24 protein-coding genes and 1 tRNA gene are annotated in these 19,682 nt (G+C 62.9%); 11 read left to right on the top strand and 14 right to left on the bottom strand.

The window, feature by feature from the left end; translation table 11 throughout:
* Nucleotides 1–7 precede the first annotated feature (7 nt).
* The 4 genes from ACIP0B_RS12275 (at nucleotide 8) to ACIP0B_RS12260 (ending at nucleotide 2,031) form a co-directional block, all read left to right on the top strand.
* Complete coding sequence (locus ACIP0B_RS12275) at nucleotides 8–892, top strand: alpha/beta fold hydrolase (RefSeq protein WP_217893284.1); 885 nt, start codon at nucleotides 8–10, stop codon at nucleotides 890–892.
* Nucleotides 893–1,063: 171 nt separating this feature from the next.
* Nucleotides 1,064–1,137 (top strand) — tRNA-Gly (locus ACIP0B_RS12270).
* Nucleotides 1,138–1,403: 266 nt separating this feature from the next.
* Nucleotides 1,404–1,583: a type II toxin-antitoxin system HicA family toxin gene (locus ACIP0B_RS12265; protein ID WP_007957952.1), complete on the top strand. Its 180-nt coding sequence runs from the start codon at nucleotides 1,404–1,406 to the stop codon at nucleotides 1,581–1,583.
* A gap of 34 nt (nucleotides 1,584–1,617) precedes the next feature.
* Nucleotides 1,618–2,031, top strand: a complete 414-nt coding sequence (locus ACIP0B_RS12260) for a type II toxin-antitoxin system HicB family antitoxin (protein WP_085585188.1) — start codon at nucleotides 1,618–1,620, stop codon at nucleotides 2,029–2,031.
* A 54-nt stretch (nucleotides 2,032–2,085) separates the two neighbouring features.
* Here ACIP0B_RS12260 and ACIP0B_RS12255 read toward each other — a convergent pair whose 3' ends face one another.
* Both ACIP0B_RS12255 and tam read right to left on the bottom strand, forming a co-directional pair.
* A complete protein-coding gene (locus ACIP0B_RS12255) occupies nucleotides 2,086–2,454 on the bottom strand; it encodes a DUF6124 family protein (protein WP_400832186.1) in 369 nt (122 codons plus the stop codon).
* Nucleotides 2,455–2,834: 380 nt separating this feature from the next.
* Nucleotides 2,835–3,605 carry a trans-aconitate 2-methyltransferase gene (gene tam / locus ACIP0B_RS12250; protein ID WP_400832185.1) on the bottom strand — a complete coding sequence of 257 codons (771 nt, stop codon included), beginning with the start codon at nucleotides 3,603–3,605 and terminating at the stop codon, nucleotides 2,835–2,837.
* Nucleotides 3,606–3,986: 381 nt separating this feature from the next.
* Here tam and ACIP0B_RS12245 point away from each other — a divergent pair, with 381 nt between their 5' ends.
* Together ACIP0B_RS12245 and ACIP0B_RS12240 are read left to right on the top strand one after the other, a co-directional pair.
* A complete protein-coding gene (locus ACIP0B_RS12245; RefSeq protein WP_400832184.1) occupies nucleotides 3,987–4,490 on the top strand; it encodes an inclusion body family protein in 504 nt (167 codons plus the stop codon).
* Between the two features lie 121 nt (nucleotides 4,491–4,611).
* Complete coding sequence (locus tag ACIP0B_RS12240; RefSeq protein WP_400832182.1) at nucleotides 4,612–5,151, top strand: AidA/PixA family protein; 540 nt, start codon at nucleotides 4,612–4,614, stop codon at nucleotides 5,149–5,151.
* 51 nt (nucleotides 5,152–5,202) lie between these two features.
* Here the strand turns inward: ACIP0B_RS12240 and ACIP0B_RS12235 are convergent, their stop codons facing one another.
* Nucleotides 5,203–6,288: a type I restriction endonuclease gene (locus tag ACIP0B_RS12235; RefSeq protein WP_400832181.1), complete on the bottom strand. Its 1,086-nt coding sequence runs from the start codon at nucleotides 6,286–6,288 to the stop codon at nucleotides 5,203–5,205.
* 221 nt (nucleotides 6,289–6,509) lie between these two features.
* On the opposite strand from ACIP0B_RS12235, the gene ACIP0B_RS12230 reads away from it, so the two are divergent.
* Complete coding sequence (locus ACIP0B_RS12230) at nucleotides 6,510–6,920, top strand: low affinity iron permease family protein (protein WP_400832179.1); 411 nt, start codon at nucleotides 6,510–6,512, stop codon at nucleotides 6,918–6,920.
* 38 nt (nucleotides 6,921–6,958) lie between these two features.
* On the opposite strand, the gene ACIP0B_RS12225 is transcribed toward ACIP0B_RS12230, so the two are convergent.
* The 8 genes from ACIP0B_RS12225 to ACIP0B_RS12190 form a co-directional block, all read right to left on the bottom strand.
* Nucleotides 6,959–7,462 (bottom strand): DUF4142 domain-containing protein, encoded by a 504-nt coding sequence (locus ACIP0B_RS12225; protein ID WP_400832178.1) that lies wholly within the window; start codon nucleotides 7,460–7,462, stop codon nucleotides 6,959–6,961.
* 65 nt (nucleotides 7,463–7,527) lie between these two features.
* Entirely contained in the window at nucleotides 7,528–7,686 is a 159-nt protein-coding gene (locus ACIP0B_RS12220) for a KGG domain-containing protein (RefSeq protein ID WP_400832176.1), read from the bottom strand.
* Nucleotides 7,687–7,802: 116 nt separating this feature from the next.
* Nucleotides 7,803–9,152: a diguanylate cyclase domain-containing protein gene (locus ACIP0B_RS12215; RefSeq protein ID WP_400832175.1), complete on the bottom strand. Its 1,350-nt coding sequence runs from the start codon at nucleotides 9,150–9,152 to the stop codon at nucleotides 7,803–7,805.
* Between the two features lie 79 nt (nucleotides 9,153–9,231).
* Complete coding sequence (locus ACIP0B_RS12210) at nucleotides 9,232–9,870, bottom strand: LysE family translocator (RefSeq protein WP_085585204.1); 639 nt, start codon at nucleotides 9,868–9,870, stop codon at nucleotides 9,232–9,234.
* A gap of 60 nt (nucleotides 9,871–9,930) precedes the next feature.
* Entirely contained in the window at nucleotides 9,931–10,347 is a 417-nt protein-coding gene (gene fos / locus ACIP0B_RS12205; protein WP_400832173.1) for a fosfomycin resistance glutathione transferase, read from the bottom strand.
* A gap of 4 nt (nucleotides 10,348–10,351) precedes the next feature.
* The gene (locus ACIP0B_RS12200) at nucleotides 10,352–11,068 is read right to left on the bottom strand and encodes a hypothetical protein (protein WP_400832172.1); all 717 of its coding nucleotides are present in this window, start codon (nucleotides 11,066–11,068) and stop codon (nucleotides 10,352–10,354) included.
* Nucleotides 11,069–11,104: 36 nt separating this feature from the next.
* Nucleotides 11,105–11,839, bottom strand: coding sequence for a hypothetical protein (locus ACIP0B_RS12195; RefSeq protein ID WP_400832171.1), 735 nt, complete (start codon nucleotides 11,837–11,839; stop codon nucleotides 11,105–11,107).
* A gap of 20 nt (nucleotides 11,840–11,859) precedes the next feature.
* Entirely contained in the window at nucleotides 11,860–12,771 is a 912-nt protein-coding gene (locus ACIP0B_RS12190) for a LysR family transcriptional regulator (protein WP_400832170.1), read from the bottom strand.
* Nucleotides 12,772–12,849: 78 nt separating this feature from the next.
* Between ACIP0B_RS12190 and ACIP0B_RS12185 the strand changes: the two genes are divergently transcribed.
* Nucleotides 12,850–13,362, top strand: a complete 513-nt coding sequence (locus ACIP0B_RS12185) for a DMT family transporter (protein ID WP_400832168.1) — start codon at nucleotides 12,850–12,852, stop codon at nucleotides 13,360–13,362.
* On the opposite strand, the gene ACIP0B_RS12180 is transcribed toward ACIP0B_RS12185, so the two are convergent.
* Nucleotides 13,343–14,608, bottom strand: coding sequence for a delta-60 repeat domain-containing protein (locus ACIP0B_RS12180; RefSeq protein ID WP_400832167.1), 1,266 nt, complete (start codon nucleotides 14,606–14,608; stop codon nucleotides 13,343–13,345). The two genes, ACIP0B_RS12185 and ACIP0B_RS12180, sit on opposite strands and share 20 nt — an antisense overlap.
* 220 nt (nucleotides 14,609–14,828) lie before the next feature.
* On the opposite strand from ACIP0B_RS12180, the gene ACIP0B_RS12175 reads away from it, so the two are divergent.
* Nucleotides 14,829–15,698 (top strand): hypothetical protein, encoded by an 870-nt coding sequence (locus ACIP0B_RS12175; protein WP_400832166.1) that lies wholly within the window; start codon nucleotides 14,829–14,831, stop codon nucleotides 15,696–15,698.
* 46 nt (nucleotides 15,699–15,744) lie between these two features.
* Here the strand turns inward: ACIP0B_RS12175 and yiaY are convergent, their stop codons facing one another.
* Nucleotides 15,745–16,893, bottom strand: coding sequence for an L-threonine dehydrogenase (gene yiaY / locus ACIP0B_RS12170; RefSeq protein WP_400832164.1), 1,149 nt, complete (start codon nucleotides 16,891–16,893; stop codon nucleotides 15,745–15,747).
* Nucleotides 16,894–17,049: 156 nt separating this feature from the next.
* On the opposite strand from yiaY, the gene ACIP0B_RS12165 reads away from it, so the two are divergent.
* Nucleotides 17,050–18,069: a DUF4917 family protein gene (locus ACIP0B_RS12165; protein WP_400832162.1), complete on the top strand. Its 1,020-nt coding sequence runs from the start codon at nucleotides 17,050–17,052 to the stop codon at nucleotides 18,067–18,069.
* 103 nt (nucleotides 18,070–18,172) lie between these two features.
* On the opposite strand, the gene ACIP0B_RS12160 is transcribed toward ACIP0B_RS12165, so the two are convergent.
* Nucleotides 18,173–18,715, bottom strand: coding sequence for a helix-turn-helix domain-containing protein (locus ACIP0B_RS12160; protein WP_085585229.1), 543 nt, complete (start codon nucleotides 18,713–18,715; stop codon nucleotides 18,173–18,175).
* Between the two features lie 159 nt (nucleotides 18,716–18,874).
* On the opposite strand from ACIP0B_RS12160, the gene ACIP0B_RS12155 reads away from it, so the two are divergent.
* Nucleotides 18,875–19,657, top strand: a complete 783-nt coding sequence (locus ACIP0B_RS12155) for an aldolase (protein WP_085585231.1) — start codon at nucleotides 18,875–18,877, stop codon at nucleotides 19,655–19,657.
* Nucleotides 19,658–19,682: the final 25 nt, after the last annotated feature.

Genomic DNA, 19,682 nt, shown 5'->3' with positions numbered 1-19,682 from the left:
TTATGACATGAGGCCAGAAATCGCTGTGCTGGATATACAGGGTCAGTATCGGGTTTACACGGAGTTCTATCGCGCAGACGCCGCAGAGAAGACCATCATCTTGGTCAACGGCTCGATGGCCACGACTGCGTCGTTTGCGCAAACCGTCAAGAACCTGCACCCGCAATTCAACGTGGTCTGCTACGACCAGCCCTACGCTGGCCGCTCCAAGGCGCACAACCGCCACGACAGGATGCTGACCAAGGAAGTCGAGGCCCAGATCCTGCTGGAGCTGATCGACCACTTCGCCGCCGAGCATGTGCTGTCGTTCTCCTGGGGCGGCGCCGCCACCATGATGGCCTTGGCGCATCGTCCCCGGCGCATCGAAAGGGCCGTGATCAGCTCGTTCTCGCCGGTGATCAACGAACCGATGCGCGACTACCTCGAACGCGGCGTCGAACACCTCGGCAACCTGGACCGCGACCGCGTCGGCCACCTGGTGAACAACACCATCGGCAAGCACCTGCCGTCGCTGTTCAAGCGCTTCAACTACCGCCACGTCAGCAGCCTGGCCGAGCACGAATACGGGCAGATGCACTTTCACATCAACGAAGTGCTGAACAACGACCGCGACTGCTACCTGCGCGCCGCCAAGCAAATCGACGTGCCGGTGCTGTTCATGAACGGCGAATGGGACGAGTACACCTCGGCCGTGGACGCCAAGCTGTTCGGCAACCATGTGCAACTGAGCACCTTCACCACACTGCAGGCCACCGGCCACTTCCTCGACATGGAACACAAGGCCGCCTGCGAAGGCAGCCGCAAGGCATTGCTGGGTTTCCTGAAACCTGCGCAACACAGCAGCCGCGCGCGCAACGCGTTCGCCCAGGACTACCATGCATTGGCCATCTGAAAAAACGTCGTCGCGAGCAAGCCTGCGCCACTGAAGCCGTTACCGACTTCACGCCCGCAGCGCTTGCCCGCGAATGACCGACTGCACGTCTGCTTCAGGACTTTCAGAGCACCGCGCGCAAAGAAAACTTCAATTCCGCGCCCGAGTCTGGTACAAAGTCAGCCGTTCCGAGCGGGTGTCGTATAATGGCATTACTCCAGCTTCCCAAGCTGATAACGAGGGTTCGATTCCCTTCACCCGCTCCAATCAGATTTCAGTCCCGCGTCATTTGACGGGGATGAAAAAAACCGGCCTATAGGGCCGGTTTTTTTGTGTCTTGGATTCTCTGTTTCGTGGGCGGGCATCCGACCGCAACGGCATGCAACACACGCCTCTCGCCTCGGTTTCACCGCTGCCTAGACTGATCGACGCCACCGTTTGTCACTGAGCGAGCCACCGCCTGGTGGTTATGGTGTTGATCATAAAAAGCTCGTAGGTATAGTACCCACCAAGCACACCACAAGGAGGTGTTGTGAACAGCCGTTTTCTAATCGGCCAACTCGTCGCGGACGGTTGGTATCTGGTGCGGGTCCGCGGCAGCCATCATCACTTCAAGCACCCGACCAAACCCGGTCTGGTGACGGTGCCGCATCCGAAGAAGGATCTGCTCAAGAAGACGGCCATCAGCATTCTGCAACAGGCGCTGCTTTGACCCGCAAGGCCAGTCGCCATGGAGGACAATGAACATGCTTTACCCGATTGCGATTTCGGTGGGCGATGACGAACAGGCTTGGGGCGTGGAGGTGCCTGACATTCCGGGGTGCTTCTCCGCCGGCGACGACCTGGACGATGCGATGGCCATGGCCCGTGAAGCCATTGAAGGCCATTTCGAGATTCTGGCGGAGGACGGTTCGCCCATCCCGCCGGCCAACAAGGTCACGCTGCACGCCGCCAATCCCAAGTACGCAGGCTGCACTTGGGCTGTCGTGGACATCGATGTGACCAAGTACCTGGGCAAGGCACAGAAACTCAACATCACGCTGCCGGGGTATCTGCTCAACCGGATCGATGAATACGTGCTGCATCATCCCGAGGAAAAGAGCCGCTCGGGGTTTCTGGCGTCGGCGGCGCTCAAGGTGCTGCAGCAGAGCGGCAACTGAAAGAGAAAACCGGTCGCGATGACCGGTTTTTTTGTGCCTGCCCCAAAAGCCTCGTCACCCCTTCGGTTCGACGTTATCCAACGCCTGGTTCACCGCCACTTCCCCCAGCGCCACCAGTTGCGCAATGCCCAGCGCGGTCCGGCGGTGGCCGGCGTCCAGCACGGCGGCGAAGTTGTTGAGCATTTCCGAGGCCGAGCCGAGGTTCTCGCTGGCGTTGGCCAGCAGGGATTCGGTGTCGTAGACGGGGTTGGGGAGGTACATGGGTTCGGCGTCGAGGGACGTGGCCATGATCCCGGCGGCCGGATTCAGGTAATGGTCGAGCGCGCGTTCTGCGGCTTCGTGGAGTTTTCGTGAGTCGATCGAGGTGTAGGGGGATGTTGGATCGGTGGGGGTTTCGGGCGGATTCGGTGTTGGTTTTTTCATGATTTTTTACTCAGCGTGATGGTCAGAGCTGCCGCCTTCGGTTCCACGCGAAGGGTGGCAGCTGTACGCAGGTTGGAACCCGGGCCACTGAGCAAAACCCGGCAGACTCGAAGTCTCCCGCGCACAGCCGCCATAGCGGAGCGCACACCATCAAGGTGCGCAGCATACGTCATGAAAGGTGCGTTTGCTTTCAGTGATGTTCGGGGTTCCAATCCCGGTCGCCGATTTGTCAGCGACCCGCTCAGGCTAGAGAGCCAGCTTCCGACGGACAACCTGAAAACCGTGTGGGAAGCTTCGGCAAATCATGAACCTGCATTAAACATCCCGGATCAAACTATCGCCCTCAGAAAGCGCCCCGTCCGGCGCCCACCACCGCTTCCTCAACGCGTAGCGACAATGAACAGCCGAGGAAACGGCAACAGCACCGAACCGTCAGGCAACGCCGGATAGGCCTTAGCCACGGCCGCCAGATACTGCTCCAGGTACTGCGCCCGCTCCGTTTCCGTGAGGGGGCTGAGGAACGGAATCAGGCCGCTGCCCTTGAACCACTCCACCACCCCTGCCGCCCCGCCAGGCAGCGGATGGTGATAGGTAGTGCGCCACACATCGACCCGTGCGCAGTGCGGCCGCAGCATCGAAAAGTAACCGCTGGCATCCGCCATTTCGGTGCGCTGCCCGGCGGCGCCCGCCAATTTGTCGGCCCAGGGCCCGTTGGCGGCGACTTCGCGCATCAGCCGGTGGGACGGTTCATTGAGGTTGTCCGGCATCTGGATCGCCAGACTGCCCCCGGACGCAAGCTTGCCCGCCAGCGCCGGCAGCAACGTCGCGTGGTCGGGCACCCACTGCAACACCGCGTTGGCGAAGATCACATCGAACGGGCCTTCCTCGGCCCACGCATCGATGTCTGCCACCTCGAACCGCAACTGCGGCAGGCGCTTGCGGGCGGCCTCGATCATGTCCGGCGAACTGTCCAGCCCGCGCACCTGCGCCCCCGGAAAGCGCGGCACCAGCAGCTCGGTCGAATTGCCGGGGCCGCAGCCGATGTCGACCACCGTGCGCGCCTCGGGCGTGGGGATCGCCGCCAACAGGTCACGGGCCGGACGGGTGCGTTCATCTTCGAAAGCGACGTATTGCTTGGCGGACCAGCTCATTGCGTACTCCTGTCGGTGGGCGTTCCAGCGGTTCGCTACGATACCCCCTCCCTTGCGCTCAGCTCCAGAGCGACACGTTGCAATCCGTGTCCGCAGCCAAACCGTCGAACCGCTCCGAAGCGTCGCTTTGCCATGACGCCAAAGCGACCGTTCGTCGAACCGTCGATGACTCAGTTTTGACAGCTAAAAAAAGCTACCTATAGTCAATGGGCGGCAGTCGGAAGGAACCCGACGCATTCGATTTCGTGCAGGGAGCACGGCCAGCTCAAACCCCATGACCGGTGGGTTCCGTCCGTAGTGTGCTAGCAACGGCCAAGCGACAGGCAAGCGTTGCCGGGCTCGTCAACAGCCAGGCATTCACTATGAACAAGGAGCTTTACCATGTCTCGAGTCACGGATGTGCTGGTCTCTATCGACACCGAAACCATTCTGAAAAACTACCCCGGCATCAGCAAGAACCCGGCCTCGCCGACGCTGATCGACTGGAAACACGTCTACATGGTCACCAACCAGGACAACGTGGTCAGCGGTCAGGCCGGGGGCGAACTGGACATCAAGGCCCAGGTCGGCGACCTGATCCGCTGGCGTGAGACCAGCCTGTCGCAGAGCTTCGAAAACGCGGTGATCTTCTACAAGTTCATCGGCAACCAGGGCAACGACCTGATCTCGCCGCCCTCGCCGCGCAAGGCCACGGCGTGCGTCGCCGTGCCGAACACCAGCAATCCGTCGGTGCCCAGCTGCCAGAAGGTCGACAACCACTACTGGTCGTCCGAAACCCTGGCATGCGGCCGCGTGACCTACCATTTCCATTTCCTGATCGTCGACCGCAACTGCCAGATCGTCGGCTGCTGCTCCTGGGATCCGTTCATCTCCATCCACAACTGACGAGGCTCCGGGCCTCCCGGCGACGGGGGGCCTGCCGGATCCGCCACCGCCCCGCACGGAACAGGATGCCTGTCATGGCCGGGGCGGTCGCACTTCGCCAACATCATGAAAGGAATCCATGATGACTTCCGAACCGATCCCACCGCCGTCGACCCGCCCTGCCAAGGCGCTCAGCGCACTGTTGATCGTCGATGCCGAGTCCCTGCTGGCGAGATACCCGGACCCCAGCCTGGATCCCGACAACCCCACGGTCATCGATGCAGGTTTCGTTCTTGCGATCAGCGGAAACGCCGTTGGCAAAAAAAGCGGAAATGACAGCAAATTGACACTCCCGATGAACATCGGCGACGAATGTCACCTGCGCGGAAGATCCATCAGCCTGATCGCCGAACATAGCGTGGTGTTCTACGCCATGGACATCGGCGACAGCAGCGTTCTTTCCGCACCCAAGCTGGTCGTCAAACCCGGCCTGACCGTTCCCGCCCCCGATCCCGCCAACCCGACCGAACCGGGCAGCCACCAGGCCGATGACCATTACTGGCATTGCTCGGCAACGGCAAAGGGCTCGACGCCCTGCCGGTTCGATTTCATGTTGGTCAATCAGCGCTGCGAGGTGGCGGGGTGTTTCAGCTGGTCGGTTGAATTGGTGATCACCCAATGATTTGTACCCACAAAAAAACCGGCCAGACAGGCCGGTCCTTTTTGAATTGAATCAGTTGTAGAAACCCACTGTCTTTTTCAGTTGGTCTGAGTACTCGTAGATATCGTCCACCGAATTGATGGGATGTCGGGTTTCGTTCTTTTCTTCGTCGAAAATGCCGATGTATTTCTGGGAACGATTGAAATGCAGACGACAAATTGGCTTGCGATTGTTGTCATCAAGCAGGATCCCGAAATAGCTCTGAGTATCACGCTGGACAATTCTTTTGGCATCGACGACAGACCGCACGACCGCACGAACGATGTGGTAACCCTCCAGCTCCTCCAGCGTCGTCAGTACCTTGTCGTCGGACTCATCCCGCGGTTCAACTGGATCGGTTCCATTCGTTGCTGTGGGAATAGAAGCCAAGGCCGGCTGAATAGCGCCGCTCATGGCCGACTTGAGTCGATCATTGATTTGATCGTTGAGAAACTGAACAACAGCCTTCTTCGTCAACTCATGAAACTGATCCCGTACTTTCTGCGTGATCACGCCGTCGTAAACCCGGGATGCAAATACTTTGACGAAATCGTCATCCGGTTGGCTGACCTGTGAAGCGATGACCTTTTTTATCTGACTGACATACTTCAACTCCCCAGCAGCATTGATGATCGAATCAACATCGAAAGCAGACTTGGTCAGTTTGATCAGCTCGGGAACCGAGTATTCGTCGATATCCAGCAGATCCAGTTCGAGGAACGGTTTCTCATCCATCTTGTTAGGGGCATCCAGATCAGTGAAAAACTTGTAGACCTGCCCATTGGTAAGAATGGAAATGCGAGCGCTGGTGACGTGAAAGTAGCGAAACAGTTGGGAGGCATGGTTGATATGAAGCGGCTCTCCGATTTTCTTGCATTCGATGAGAATCTGAACTTCACCTTCCTTCATGATGGCGTAGTCAATCTTCTCTCCCTTTTTTGTACCGATGTCGCAAACAAACTCTGGCATTACCTCAGTCGGATCGAACACGTCGTAGCCCAGGACGGTGCTGATGAAGGGCATGACAAACGCATTTTTCGTAGCCTCCTCTGTCTGGATGGCTGCACTTTGCAACCGGACTTTGGCGGCAAGACTGACTAGTTTTTCGAAGAATTCCATGTGTGACCCCTAGCTAGGTTTCTATCCGTGCATTTGCGTACTGGCAAATTGACTGCCACTTGAGCCTAGACGCAAACCCAAACAAGGAAAGCTCCCTCCGCAAAAGGCATTTGGCCGACGAAACAGAAATCCTTCCGGGCAAGCACAGACCTGGCCATAGAGAATTTTCATCTCACTACCGATGTCAGAATTTCAAGCACATCCGCTAGAGGATCACCGCCATGAAATTCGCCAAGATCTCCCAGACACTCGCCCTGTGGGCCGGCAGCCCCAAGACGTTCATGGGCGCGTTGATCCTGATCGGGCTATGGGGGTTGAGCGGGCCGTTGTTCGGTTACAACGACACCTGGCAACTGATCATCAACACCTCGACCACCATCATCACGTTCCTGATGGTGTTCTTGATCCAGAACACCCAGAACCGTGACACGGACATCCTGCACCTGAAGCTGGACGAGTTGCTGCGGGTCACCCAGGAGGCGCAGAACGCGATGCTGGGGCTGGAGTCGCTGGATCTGAAGCAGTTGGAGGCGTTGCGCAAGCATTACCGCTCACTGGGCGAAAACGAGGTGTTCGACCTGGAGGGGCTGGGGGGCAAGAGCAAGCCGAAGCAGAACCTGAACGACTGTTGATGCGATGCCTGGGGTGCGGCGCACCACAGGCATCGGCGTCAGCGGCTGGCCTGCAGGGCCCTGGCCATTTCCAGGTGGTTCTGCAGTTTGGGCAGGGTCTCGGCGGCGAAGGCCTTGATCTCAGGCACGTCGGTGGTCTGCGCCTCCTGCTCGATCTGCTGGATGGCCTCCTCCGTCGCCTTGACCTGACTGGCGGCGTAGGCCTGGTCGAAGGTCGCGCCCTCCAGGGCTTCTGGCATCAGCGTCTTGGCCTTGTCGGCCATGTCGTCGCGGGACGCCACCGGCAAGTCGAGTTTCCTGGCGATCTTCGCCAGGTGCTGGTTGGCGGTGGTGCGGTCGTTGATGACCACGATGGTGTAGTCCTTAACCTCTTTGGATTCGGACTTCTGGTGCGCCAGGCGGCTGGCTTCGATGTCGGCCATGCCTTTGGCCGACGCGTCGTTGATGAAGTCGGCGGGCGACTGGGCGAGCGCGTTGCCTGCGCCCAGCGCCAGCAGGGTGAAGAAACTGATGTTGCGGACTCGGCAGGCCTTGCGGCTCATGGTCGCGCCCTCCTTCTCTGAAGCATTCAAGCGGGAGCTCGCGCCCCCGCCTCTCAATCAAACGGCTACTTCGACTTCTGCGCAGGCTTGCGGCCCATTTCGGCCTTGCCCGGATCCTTGTCGACGGTCGTGGTGGTGGTTTTCCCACCCTTGCGGCCGGCCTCGGACGCCTTGCTCCGGTCGTTGGCGAAGTTTCCCGAGTTCGAGTTTCTTGAATTAGGCATGATTCTCTACCTCTTGGCGTTGATCGTGGCGAGCAGGTGCCCGCCTAGGTTGAGAATTGCCTGACCGTCAAAGGTTTAGAAAAGTTGCCGGTGCCGCGACGAACGGCGAGCGTCGTTCAGCTGTCCAGGGCACGGTGGTTCAGGCGTTTGGCGGCGTACATGGCCTGGTCGGCGTGGCGGAACAGTTGCTGTTCTTCGCTGCCGTGCTCGGGATAGCGGGCGACGCCGATGCTCGGCTGGATGTGCAGGTTGTGGCCGTCCAGGCGCATGGGTTGCACCAGCACCTGTCGGATCTTTTCCGCCACGCCGTCGGCATCGTCGGCGGCGTGAATGCTGTGCAGCAGCACGATGAACTCGTCGCCGCCGATCCGCGCCACCGTGTCGGTTTCGCGCACGCAGCCTGTGAGGCGGTTGGCCACGGTCTGCAGCAGCATGTCGCCGACCGGGTGGCCCAGCGTGTCGTTGACCTGCTTGAAGCGGTCCAGGTCGACATACAGCAGCGCCATGTACCCCGACTGCTCCCGCGCAAAGGCCAGGGAGGCCTTGAGCCGCTCGCGCAGCAGTTCACGGTTGGGCAGTTGGGTGAGCTGGTCGTATTGCGCCATGTGGCGCAGGCGGGCGTGCAGTTGCTGGCGCTCGATGGCCGTGGCGATCTGGGCGCAGACGTATTGCAGCAGTTCCTTGTCCCGCTCGGTGTAGCGTTCGCCGCCGGGCAGGCTCTTGACGATCAGCGCACCGATGGTGCCGTTCTTCGAGTTCAGCGGCACGCCCAGCCAGCACGGGCCGTGCTGCCCGGCCACCAGTTCCTCGAACCCCGCAGGCGCGTCGGCGCTGTCGGGCGTCAACAGAATCGGCTGCCCGGTGCGGATCACCTCCGCGCACAGGCGTCCGGTCACCGTGCCGGGCTGCTCCGGTCGGCGCTCATCGTCGACGACGTGATAGGGAAAGTTCAGCTGCGCGCAGTGCTCGTCATACAGCGCCACGGAAAAATTCAGCGCCGGCAACCATTCGCCGATGATCAGGTGGATGCGCTTGAACAGCGCCAGCAGATCCTCCGCCGCATGGGCCGCTTCGGAGATCGCGTAGAGCGCGGCCTGCCGGGACTCGGCCTGCTTGCGTTCGGTGATGTCCCGCGCCACGGCGATGCGCAGTTGGTCGACCTCCGACCAGCGCGCCGACCACAGGATGTGCACGACGCTGCCGTCCTTGCGCACGTAGCGGTTCTCGAAGTTGTGCTTGGGCTCGCCGCCCATGATCTCGCGGGCCGCCCCCAGGGTGCGCTCGCGGTCGGCCGGGTGGACGAAGTCGATCATCGCTTGGCCGATCAGTTCGTCGGGCGTGTAGCCGAGAATCCGTTCGCAGGCGGCACTGACAAAAACGAAACGGCCCTGTTTATCCACCGCGCAGACGGCGTCCAGCAACAGATCGATGTAGCTCGCCAGCGGCGCGGAGTTTCGGCTTTCCATGGTTCGGCGTAGGTGTCCGGACAATACAGCACTGATCAACCGTCCCTGACCTGGCTACTGCGCATCCTTGCGTTCGGTTTCAAGCCTTGTTCGGCATCAGCCCCGGCAACGCATGCACCAGCGCGTTGACGGCGAAGCCGATGAACATCACCCCGCACAGCCGGGTGATCGCCAGCTCATGGCGCTGATACAGCGTGCGCACCTGACGGGCGCCGACGATGCCGATGAGAATAGCGTAGGCCAGCAGGCCGCCCAGGAAGCTCAAGGCGATGAGCATCGGCAGCATCGACCAGTTGAGCAGCTCGGCGCGGCTCGACAGCAGCGCGGTGAAGGTCGCCACCGCCACCGGGTAGGCCTTGGGGTTGGTCAGGCCGAACAGGATGCCGTGCCAGAACGGCTGGCGCGCCGCGCCCTGGGGCTGGTCGCCGTTGCTGCGCCGGGCCCGCACCGCACGCCAGCCGAGCCAGAACAGGTACAGGCCGCTGAGCACGCCGAGCACGTCGAACGCCGTGCTGCCGATTTCCCGGGCGCCGACGATGGCGATCAGCGCGGTGCTGCACCACACCACATCGCCCAACAGGTGCCCGCACAGGAACCCTGCCCCGGCCCGCCGCCCGCGGGCCGCGCCGATGCCGAACACCGCCAGCACGCCAGGACCTGGCGTGATGCCGTAGATGAACCCCGAGGCCAGCACGGCCATCAGCAACGATGAAGTCATGGAAAACCTGCAAGCGCCGGAAAACGTGGCCGCCAGTCTATCCCAGCGTTTGGCGAATATTCACGGTCCGTTGAAAAAACGCATGCCTGCATAGGGCTTTTGCCGACATGCGGCCAACCGCGAAGCCAGGTCGCCGACATGGGCCTCAAGCTTGTGGCCGTCCGGGTCGAGAAAGTAGAACGACGCACCTTCGCTGCGGTTGTCCCGCCATTCCCGCACGTTCGCGGCACGGAGCCTCTGCACGAACGGCAGGAAATCGACTTCGCCGAGGCTGAAGGCGTAATGGGTGTAGTCGGCGGCGGGTTCGGAGTTGCGCTCGGGATCCAACGACAGGCACAGCCAAAGGCCCGGCAGCGACAGGTAGGCACCGGCGTCCCAGGTGGCCTCGACACGCAGGCCCAGCAGGTCCCGGTAGAACGCCAGGCTGCTCGCAAGGTCGGTGACCGCGAGGGTCAGGTGATTGAGCCCGGTGAGCATCGTTTCAGTAACCTCGCAGGTCTTCGGGGACGGTGTACTGCCGGCCGTCGTAGCTCAGGGTGATTTGGGTGGCGGCCAGTTCCGTGGTGCTGGACACGCACGCCTGGCCCGACTTGACGGTCTTCAGTTGCGTGCCTTTGGTGGTCACGATCAGGTCGGAAAACCCGTGGTGGGTCTGCGGCCCGACCTCAAGGGTACGGCGAAGCGTCTTGCCCTCGCCTTCGCAATTGGCCATCCACTCGCCGCTGTTCTTGTAGACCACCAGTCCCTCCAGCACCGGCCGCAGCTTGTCGCCCTCGCGGACATACAGCGCCAGGTCGGTTTTCTCGTAGGGGTTGGCCCGGGAGCTATGGCCGAAACTGGAACGCAGCCCGAACGCCCGCACTTCCGTCGCCAAGCGGTAACGGGCGGTATCGATCTTGAGGTCGTCGAAGCGGATGGCATCGGAGTTGAAGGCGCCGGGTTTGACGTAGGTGACCAACGGCTTGAGGCTGGAGGCGTTGACGACCGACAGTTCCAGGTCGAATACGCCGTCCTGACCGCCGTCCGCATCCGGCACGAACGAGGACTTGGCGGAAATCGCCTGATTCGCGAAGGCCGGCCAAATCTTGCAGCGGGACAGGGAATGGCCGTTGAAGGGCTTGGTTTCGCAGGCGGCCTGGGCTTGGGCGGTGATGGCCAGAAGGCCCAGGACGATGAGCAGTCGGGTTGGAGTCAGCATGGGTCTTCCTTGAAAAAGTCGTGTATCAGGCATCCGTCAGACACCTTTGAAGCCTGCGGGCAGCACATAGGACTTCCCGTCGTATCGAAGCGTGGTGAGGACGGGTTTACCCGTCGTGGTTTTCAGCTCGCACGTCTGCGGGTCGCCCTCACCGACGAGCCAGGTAGTGACCGACTTTACGATCAGGTCGGCGTAACCGTGTGAACGGGTCTGGCCGATCTCAAGGGTGCGAACCGTACCCGCGCGCTCACCTGCGCAGTTGCCGTCCCACTCGCCACCGAAGTCGGAGACGACAAGTCGATCCAACACCGGGCGCAACTTGTCGCCCTCCTTTACATACAGGGTCAGCCAGGTTTCATCCATCGGATTGACGCGGGAGGAGCCCTTGAAGCTGGCCCTGACACCAAACGCACGAAGTTCAGGGGTGAGCCTGTACCTGGCGGTATCGAGATCAACGGCACTCAACGCAATGGCATCAGACAGGAACGCAGCGGGTTGGCGGTAGGTGGCAATCGGCTCAGAACGACCGGTCGATAGCACGGCCAAGCTCAAATCGTAGCTTCCGACCCGACCGTTTTTGCCGTACACCGGATCCGGCTCAAACGTTGAAACGGCAGAAAGCGTCAGACCGGGGTAGGCCGGCCAAGCCTTGCAAACGGAAAAATCCAGCGATCCCGTTACCGGTTCAGGCGCACAGTCAGCGAGCACTGTCCCTGCCATCAGCCCACCGCAAAGCGCCACGCAGCCCATCCAAGCCAACTTCACTGTCACGTCCCGCTCCTTGATGAATATCAGCCGCGCACTATCCCCTCCCCGATCCGCCGATTCAACCAATTCAACGCCTGATCCCCACCCCGCCGCCCATGCCACGCCAGCACAAAGGTGAACGGCGCGATCTCGAACGGCGGCGGCACGACAGCCAGCGATGTCCGGTCGATGCCATTCAACGCCCGTGAAGCCACGGTCAGGATCAGGTCCGTGCCGCTGATCAACTGCGGGGCGACGCTCCAGTGCGGCAGGCTGACGGCGACGCGGCGGCGTTCGCGCAGGGCCGTCAGGGTGCGTTCGATTTCCGGGGTGCCGCTGCCGCGCATTTCCAGCAGGACGTGGGGACGGGACAGGTAGGTGGGCAGGTCGAGCACGCCGTCGGCGGGCAGGCTCTGGCGATCCAGCAGGCAGGCGTAGCGCTCTTCGAACAACGGCGTGCTGCGCAGCTCGCCGGGCAGGTCGGGGAAGACGCCGGCGGCGACGTCGATGTCACCGTTGAGCACGCCTTCGAGCATGCCTTCGCGGCTGGCGTGGCAGATCTGCAGGTCGATGCCCGGCGCTTCGTGACGCAGGGTGCGGATCAGCCCCGGCAGGATGATCGCGGCGCCGTAGTCGGACATTGCAACGCGGAAGGTGCGCCGGGCGCTGGCCGGGTCGAAGGCGTTCGGCGCCAGCAGCGTCTGCACCTGCGCCAGGGTCTCGGCCAGCGGCGCCGCCAGTTCCAGCGCCCGGGCCGTGGGCGCCAGGCCGGCGCCGGCCCGCACCAGCAGCGGATCGCCGAGCAGGTCGCGCAAGCGGGCCAGCGCATGGCTGACCGCCGGCTGGCTCAGATGCAGGCGCTCGGCGGCGCGGGTGACGTGGCGCTCGCCGAGCAAGGCGTCGAGGATCACCAGCAGGTTGAGGTCGATGCGGCGCAGATCATTCATCCGATGCATGTTCCGGATAGCAAAACGGAATTTAAATCTGCGCGACGAATACCTTAGAGTCCAGCGAAACCTTCCTGGAGAACGTACATGGGAACTTTGCAGTGGGCTGGACTGTTGCTGTTGGCGGCGTTTGCCGGCGCCGTGGTGCCGTTTCAGAGTGCGATCAACCTCAACCTGGCGCGGGGCCTGGGGCATCCGTTGTGGGCGACGATGGCGTCGCTGGTGGTGAGTGTGCTGGTGTTGTTGCCGGTGATGGTCGCGATGCGCCTGCCGCTGCCGTCGCTGGCGCAGATCGGAGTTGCGCCGCTGTGGATGTGGACCGGCGGGGCGTTCGGGGTGTGTTTCGTCGGGCTGGCGGTGGTGCTGGTGCCCAGGCTCGGCGCCTCGGGGTTTGTGGCCCTGGCGCTGGCCGGGCAAGTGGTTTCCTCGATGATGCTCGATCACTTCGGGCTGTTCGGCCTCGTCCAGCGGCAGGTGACGCCGTCGCGAGCGGTGGCCGCCCTGCTGCTGATCGCCGGTGTGGCGCTGATGCAGTTCAGCGCCACACCGGCGAAGGGCCTCACCGAAGCGCCCCGGAAGGCTATGTCAGCATCCGAATGATTTGCGCCGAGTCGGTCGTTGAACCGATCACGAGCAACCTGCCGTCCTGTGCGCAGCAATCGTCGGGCGTCCATTTCAGTTCGGCAACCCCCGCCGCATCGAAGTCCGGATCGACCGCCCCGTCAGCCAGGTAGCCTCCGCTCAGCAACAGCCGTCCGGCGTGGGTGGTCTGCCCGACGGCGATGATCCGCTGGGCGGCCTGCTCACGGAACACCGCCCCCGACAGCCAATGCCTCAGATCGAAGGCACCCGCCGCTTCGGCAATCACCGGCGCGCCGCCGTTGAACGTACTGTCGGTGGCCCCTTGCGGCGTCAGTCCGACCATCAGGGCATGCTGAACGTTAGAACTGTCCACCCTGACCGACACCTCGCCGACAGCCAGCAACCGAGACGGGGATTGCACCAGCAGATCCCTGACATGGCTTCCCGCCGTCCCGCCCTGATACTGAACATTCAGCAACAGCACTCCGTTCAGCCCGAAGTCCGTGTCCACCTCACCCAGGTTGCCGTAGGCCAGCACCAGCCCCTGCACCTGCACTCCGTCGGCCTTGCCGCAGAGCAGGATCCGCCCCGTTTCAAGCTCAAGGAGCCGATTCAGTGTGATGGCACGCCCCGGCACCTCGATGTGCACCCAGCCTTGCGAAAACTCCAAGTCTTGCCGGCCGGCGAGATCGTAGCGCGCGAGCAGGCCCACGCCCTTTTCGGCGACCATGTACAGGATTCTGTCGTGGACAGCGGCACCGGGCCTGGACCGGGCCAACAGGATCCGCCCCGAAACCGAACCCTCCAGCGCCGGAACGCGCATGGGGACGATCAAGTAACCGTTCTGATCTTCACCGAAGGAAAGATCCGGCGAACCGTCCGCCAGAAACCTGGCAATGACTTGCCGCCAGCGCAGGGCGGTGTCCTGGAAAGCGGCGCACAACAGAATGGCGCCGTCGGCCTGGATCGCCAGCGGCCCGCCCCGGGAAGGCCTTGCATTGGCGAACTGCCCGCTGAGGTAGCCGTCTTCGCCAAACGACGGGTCGACACGGCCATCGGCCAACAGACGTGCCAGGCCGTAGGACGTCTGGCCCGATTCGGAGGTCAACAGGGCGCTGACCATGACCGCCCCCGACGGCCCGACCGCGAGGCCCATGCCTTGGGTTTTCACGTACCCGGGAAACTTCAGCGTCTGGATACCTGCATCCGCAAAGTCGGGATCCAGCGACCCCGCCTGCGATGCGCTTGCATTGAAAGGTGCCATTTGTCGCCGCTCCTCACACTTGGGATGGACTGGACTCCGGGCCCATTGGATCCCCAAAGCGCCTCGGCAACAACTGACAGAATTGACAGTCCTTCATAAGCCGTTCGAATAAACGCAAGCGCCAAATGCACTTAGCGGCTGTTATTTCTTACAGGTTCAACGACAGCGCGTTCATGCAACCCTCGCTGCACTGCCTCCAGGTCATCGTCAGGAACTGCGCATGAAAACGTCCCGCACCAAAACGCTTCTGCCTCCGGTCATCGACAGTCCGCCGCTCAACGGCATCACCGGCCCTTTGCCGCAGATAGCCGGCACAGGCGTGCCGGGCTACACGGTAACGGTGATCAACGTCGACAACCCCGGATCACCCTTGAACACCGCGCCGGTGGACACCTCCGGACGCTGGTCCATGCGGCCGGTCACGCCGTTCGGGCAAGGGCTCGTGACGATCACGGCCTCGCAATCCGACGGCAACGTCGATTCGGGGCCGGGCGATCTTCGCTCCTTCAACGTCGTGCAACTGTCCTCTGCCCCCGCCTTCATGCTGCCGGAGTCCGGCTCGACCGTCGGGCCGGCGACCTTGCTGCTCGGCACCGGCGTGCCGAATGCCCTGGTGGAGGTCTGGGCCGTCACGCCAACCGAAATGCACCTCGGCAACGGCTACGCCGGACAGAACGGACGATGGCTTTTCAACGCAGCGGTGCCATTGCCTGCCGGCCTTGTCGGGATCCGCGCCCGGCAGACGCTCGATGGCTCGACATCGCCTTGGAGCTCGACCCGGCAATTGAACGTCAACCCGAACCCCGTCATACCTGCGCCGCAGATCGACTTGCCCAAGGAGGGGGCGCAGACGGGGCCGATGCCGGAGCTTCGTGGACAAGGATCGGCAGGCCTGCAGATCGACCTGTTCGACCTGCAGACCGACACGCTCCTGGCAACCACGCAGACGAATGGGGCCGGAGCCTGGTTTGCCCAGCCCCGAGAGCCCTTGCGCCCCGGCCGGCAGATGATTTCGGTCAAACAGCGCGAGGGCAACGATATTTCCGACTGGGCCCTGCTCCGCACCTTTGAAGTGCCGCAACCGGAGTGAACGTCGCCGACAGGTTGGCGAGCATCCGCACGTAGCCGCGCACGCCTCAGAATGCGTTGCGGAAAATCTCCTCGATCTGCCGCTGATCCGCCGCCCGCGGATTGGTGAAGCCGCACGCGTCTTTCAGGGCGTTGGCGGCGAGCACCGGGATGTCGGTGCATTTGGCGCCCAGGTCGCGCAGGCCACCGGGGATCTCGACGTCCTTGGCCAGGCAGCGGATCGCGGCGATGGCCGCCTGTGCGCCCTCCTCCGGGCTGAAGCCGCGGATGTCCGCGCCCATGGCGTGGGCGACGTCGGTGAGGCGGTCGGCGCACACCAGCGCGTTGAACGTCTGCACATGGGGCAACAGCACGGCGTTGCAGACGCCGTGGGGCAGATCGTAGAAGCCGCCCAACTGGTGCGCCATCGCATGCACGTAGCCCAGCGACGCATTGTTGAACGCCATGCCGGCCAGAAACTGCGCGTAGGCCATGTTCTCCCGCGCCGCCAGGTCGCTGCCGTCGCGCACCGCCAGGCGCAGGTTGTTGCTGATCAGGGTCATGGCCTTGAGCGCGCAGGCGTCGGTGATCGGGTTGGCGGCGGTGGACACGTAGGCCTCGATGGCGTGGGTCAGCGCGTCCATGCCGGTGGCGGCGGTCAGGCCCTTGGGCATCGCCACCATCAGCGCCGGGTCGTTGACCGACAGCAGCGGCGTGACGTTGCGGTCGACGATGGCCATTTTCACGTGGCGCGATTCGTCGGTGATGATGCAGAAGCGGGTCATCTCGCTGGCGGTGCCGGCGGTGGTATTGATGGCGACCAGCGGCAGCTGCGGCTTGGCGGAGCGGTCGACGCCCTCGTAGTCGCAGATGTGCCCGCCGTTGGTCGCGCACAGGGCGATGCCCTTGGCGCAGTCGTGGGGCGAGCCGCCGCCCAGGGACACCACGAAATCGCAACGGCCGGCCTTGAGCATCTCCAGCCCCGCCTCGACGTTGGCGATGCTCGGGTTGGGCTTGGCGCCGTCGAAGGTCACCGAATCGATGTCCTGCATCGCCAGTTTCTCGGCGATCATCTGCGCCACGCCGGCCTTGGCCAGGCCGGCGTCGGTGACGATCAGCGCCTTGCGAAAACCATGGTTGCGAATCGCGCCCATGGCCTCGTCCAGGCAGCCGCTGCCCATGATGTTGACGGCGGGAATGAAGAACGTGCTGCTCATGAACGGGTCTCCTGATTAGGGGGCAAACCGGCTGCTCCGATCCGGCGGATGCGCACAGGATCGACCGAACGGTCACGGCCGTTGTTGATCTGGCTCAATGCCCGCTCGTGATAAAGTCGCCGCCCATCTGCCCCTTTGTTTGAGACCTGCCCTGCAATGACCGACTTTCTGGATGTCGACGACCGCCTCGAAGACTGGAATGCCCTGCGCGACACCGTGGCCTTCGGCGGCCTGCTCACGGGCAACGGCGCCAGCCGCGCGGTGTGGGACGACTTCGGCTACGACTCGCTGTTCGAGAATGCCCGCACGGTGGAAGAGAAACCGCTGAGCCCGTCGGAGCTGAGCGTGTTCGACGCCCTGCAGACCCGCAGCTTCGAGCAGGTGCTGAGCGCGCTGAAGACCACCAGCCGGGTGAACAAGGCCCTGGCCGTCAGCTCGGCGGCGCCGCGCAACCGCTACTACGCGATCAAGGAAGCGCTGATCAACACGGTGCATGCGGTGCACATCCCCTGGCGCCTGGTCGAGGCCTCGACCCTGACGGTGCTGAGCGAGGAACTGGCCCGCTACCGCACGGTGTTCACCACCAATTACGACCTGCTCAGCCACTGGGCGGTCCAGCACGGCGGCGAGGCGGTCGACGACCTGTTCAGCGGCCCCGACGCCGGTTTCGACCTGTGCGCGAACGCCACGCGCAAGCCGCGCCTGCTGTACCTGCACGGCGGCCTGCACCTGGTGCGCAACCAGGACGGCACGGCGCGCAAACTGACCTCCACCGAGGGCACACTGCTGGGCCTGTTCGCGATCAACAATACGATCAAGACCCTCGACGACGTGCCGCTGTTCGTCAACGAAGGGCCGGCGGCGGACAAGCTCAAGACCATCCGCGGCTCGGACTACCTGTCGTTCTGCCTGGACCAGTTGCAGCGGCACAGCGACAACGTGTGCCTGTTCGGCCATGCCTTGGGCGAGCAGGACGCGCACATCGTCCGCGCCTTGCGCCTGGCCCAACCCAAGGTCCTGGCGATCTCGGTCTACCCGCGCAGCAGCGCGTTCATCCAGCACCAGAAGCGCCATTACGCCAGGCTGTTCGAGGGGACGGGAATCGAACTGCGCTTCTTCGACGCCAAGAGCCATGCGCTGGGGAATCCGAAGCTGTCGGTGCCCGTCGAGCTCTGAACTGTGGCGAGGGAGCTTGCTCCCGCTCGGCTGCGCAGCGGCCGCCAATGCAAGGGGCCGCTGCGCAGCCCGGCGGGAGCAAGCTCCCTCGCCACAGGGGTTGTCACTCTTCGGCGCTGTGCACCACCACCAGCAACTGCGCCTGCTCCTCGCCCACCGAGCGGATCCGGTGCGGTTTCTGCGCGTTGAAGTGCAGCGCGTCGCCCTTCTCCAGCAGCACCCGCTCGGTCATGAAGTCCACTTCCACCCGGCCTTCGTGGACGAACAGGAACTCCTCGCCCAGGTGCTCCTTGAACGTCTTGTCGGTGAACTCGGCGGGCGGATAGATGATGAACGGCAGCAGGCTGCGCTCGCTCACCTGATGGGCCAGCACCGCGTAGCCGTGGCTGTGGTCGTTGGCGGCCAGCGACTGGCGCTCGTGGCTGCGCACCAGGCTGTAGCTGTCGAGGCTGACGTTGTCCTCGGAGAACAGTTCCTCGACCTTCACGTTCAACGCCTTGGCCAGTTTCAGCGCGGCGGCGATCGACGGCGTGTTGAGCCCGCGCTCGACCTTCGACAAATAACTCTTGGTCATGCCGGATTTCTCGGCCAAGGCCTCAAGCGTCACGCCAAGTTTTTTTCTCAATAATTTCAAACGGATAGACATGCGAAGCGATTAATCCATCAAGGAAGCGACGATTATTCCTTGCCAATGACACAAAGTGTCATATAGCCTCTTTAGTGTCATTTGCAGTCACCCACGACCTTGCGAGCAGCGGAGCGACAGCAAACCCGACGTCCATTGAACCACCCAAAGGACACCGATATGGCCAAGACATTAGCACTACCCAAAGAGCAGCTGGTCAAGCAGGCGCTGACGCAGATGCAGAACACCCTGGCGGATAATACGTGGACAGACCGGCAAAAGCTGGCCCTGACCTGCCGCATCCTGTTCGAGAACGGCCACGACGCCGGCCTCGCCGGACAGATCACCGCCCGCGGGCCGCAGCCCGGCACTTACTGGACCCAGCAACTGGGCCTGGGCTTCGACGAGATCACCGCAGGCAACCTGCTGCTGGTCAACGAGGACCTGGAAGTGCTCGAAGGCCACGGCATGGCCAACCCGGCCAACCGTTTCCACAGCTGGGTGTACCGCGCCCGGCCGGACGTGAACTGCATCATCCACACGCACCCGACGCACATCGCCGCGCTGTCGATGCTGGAGGTGCCGCTGGAGATCTCCCACATGGACCTGTGCCCGCTGTACGACGACTGCGCCTTCCTCGAAGGCTGGCCGGGCGTGCCGGTGGGCAACGAAGAAGGCGAGCTGATCGCCGGCGCACTGGGCGACAAGCGGGCGATCCTGCTGTCCCACCACGGCCAGCTGTCCACCGGCGCCACCATCGAGGAAGCCTGCGTGATCGCGCAACTGATCGAGCGCGCCGCCAAACTGCAACTGCTGGCGATGGCGGCGGGCACCGTCAAGCCGATCATCCCGGCGCTGGGCCGCGAAGCCCATGACTGGGTGTCCAAGCCCAAACGCCATGCCGCCGCCTTCAACTACTACGCCCGGCAGAATCTGCGCCAGCACGCCGATTGCCTGAACTGAAGCCCCCTTTCCACGGAGACACCCC

The sequence above is a fragment of the Pseudomonas sp. NPDC089534 genome (assembly GCF_044749305.1).
Classification (GTDB): domain Bacteria; phylum Pseudomonadota; class Gammaproteobacteria; order Pseudomonadales; family Pseudomonadaceae; genus Aquipseudomonas; species Aquipseudomonas ekonensis.
Note: the sequence above shows the minus strand (reverse complement) of the source record. Positions and strands in the feature narration are given on the sequence as shown.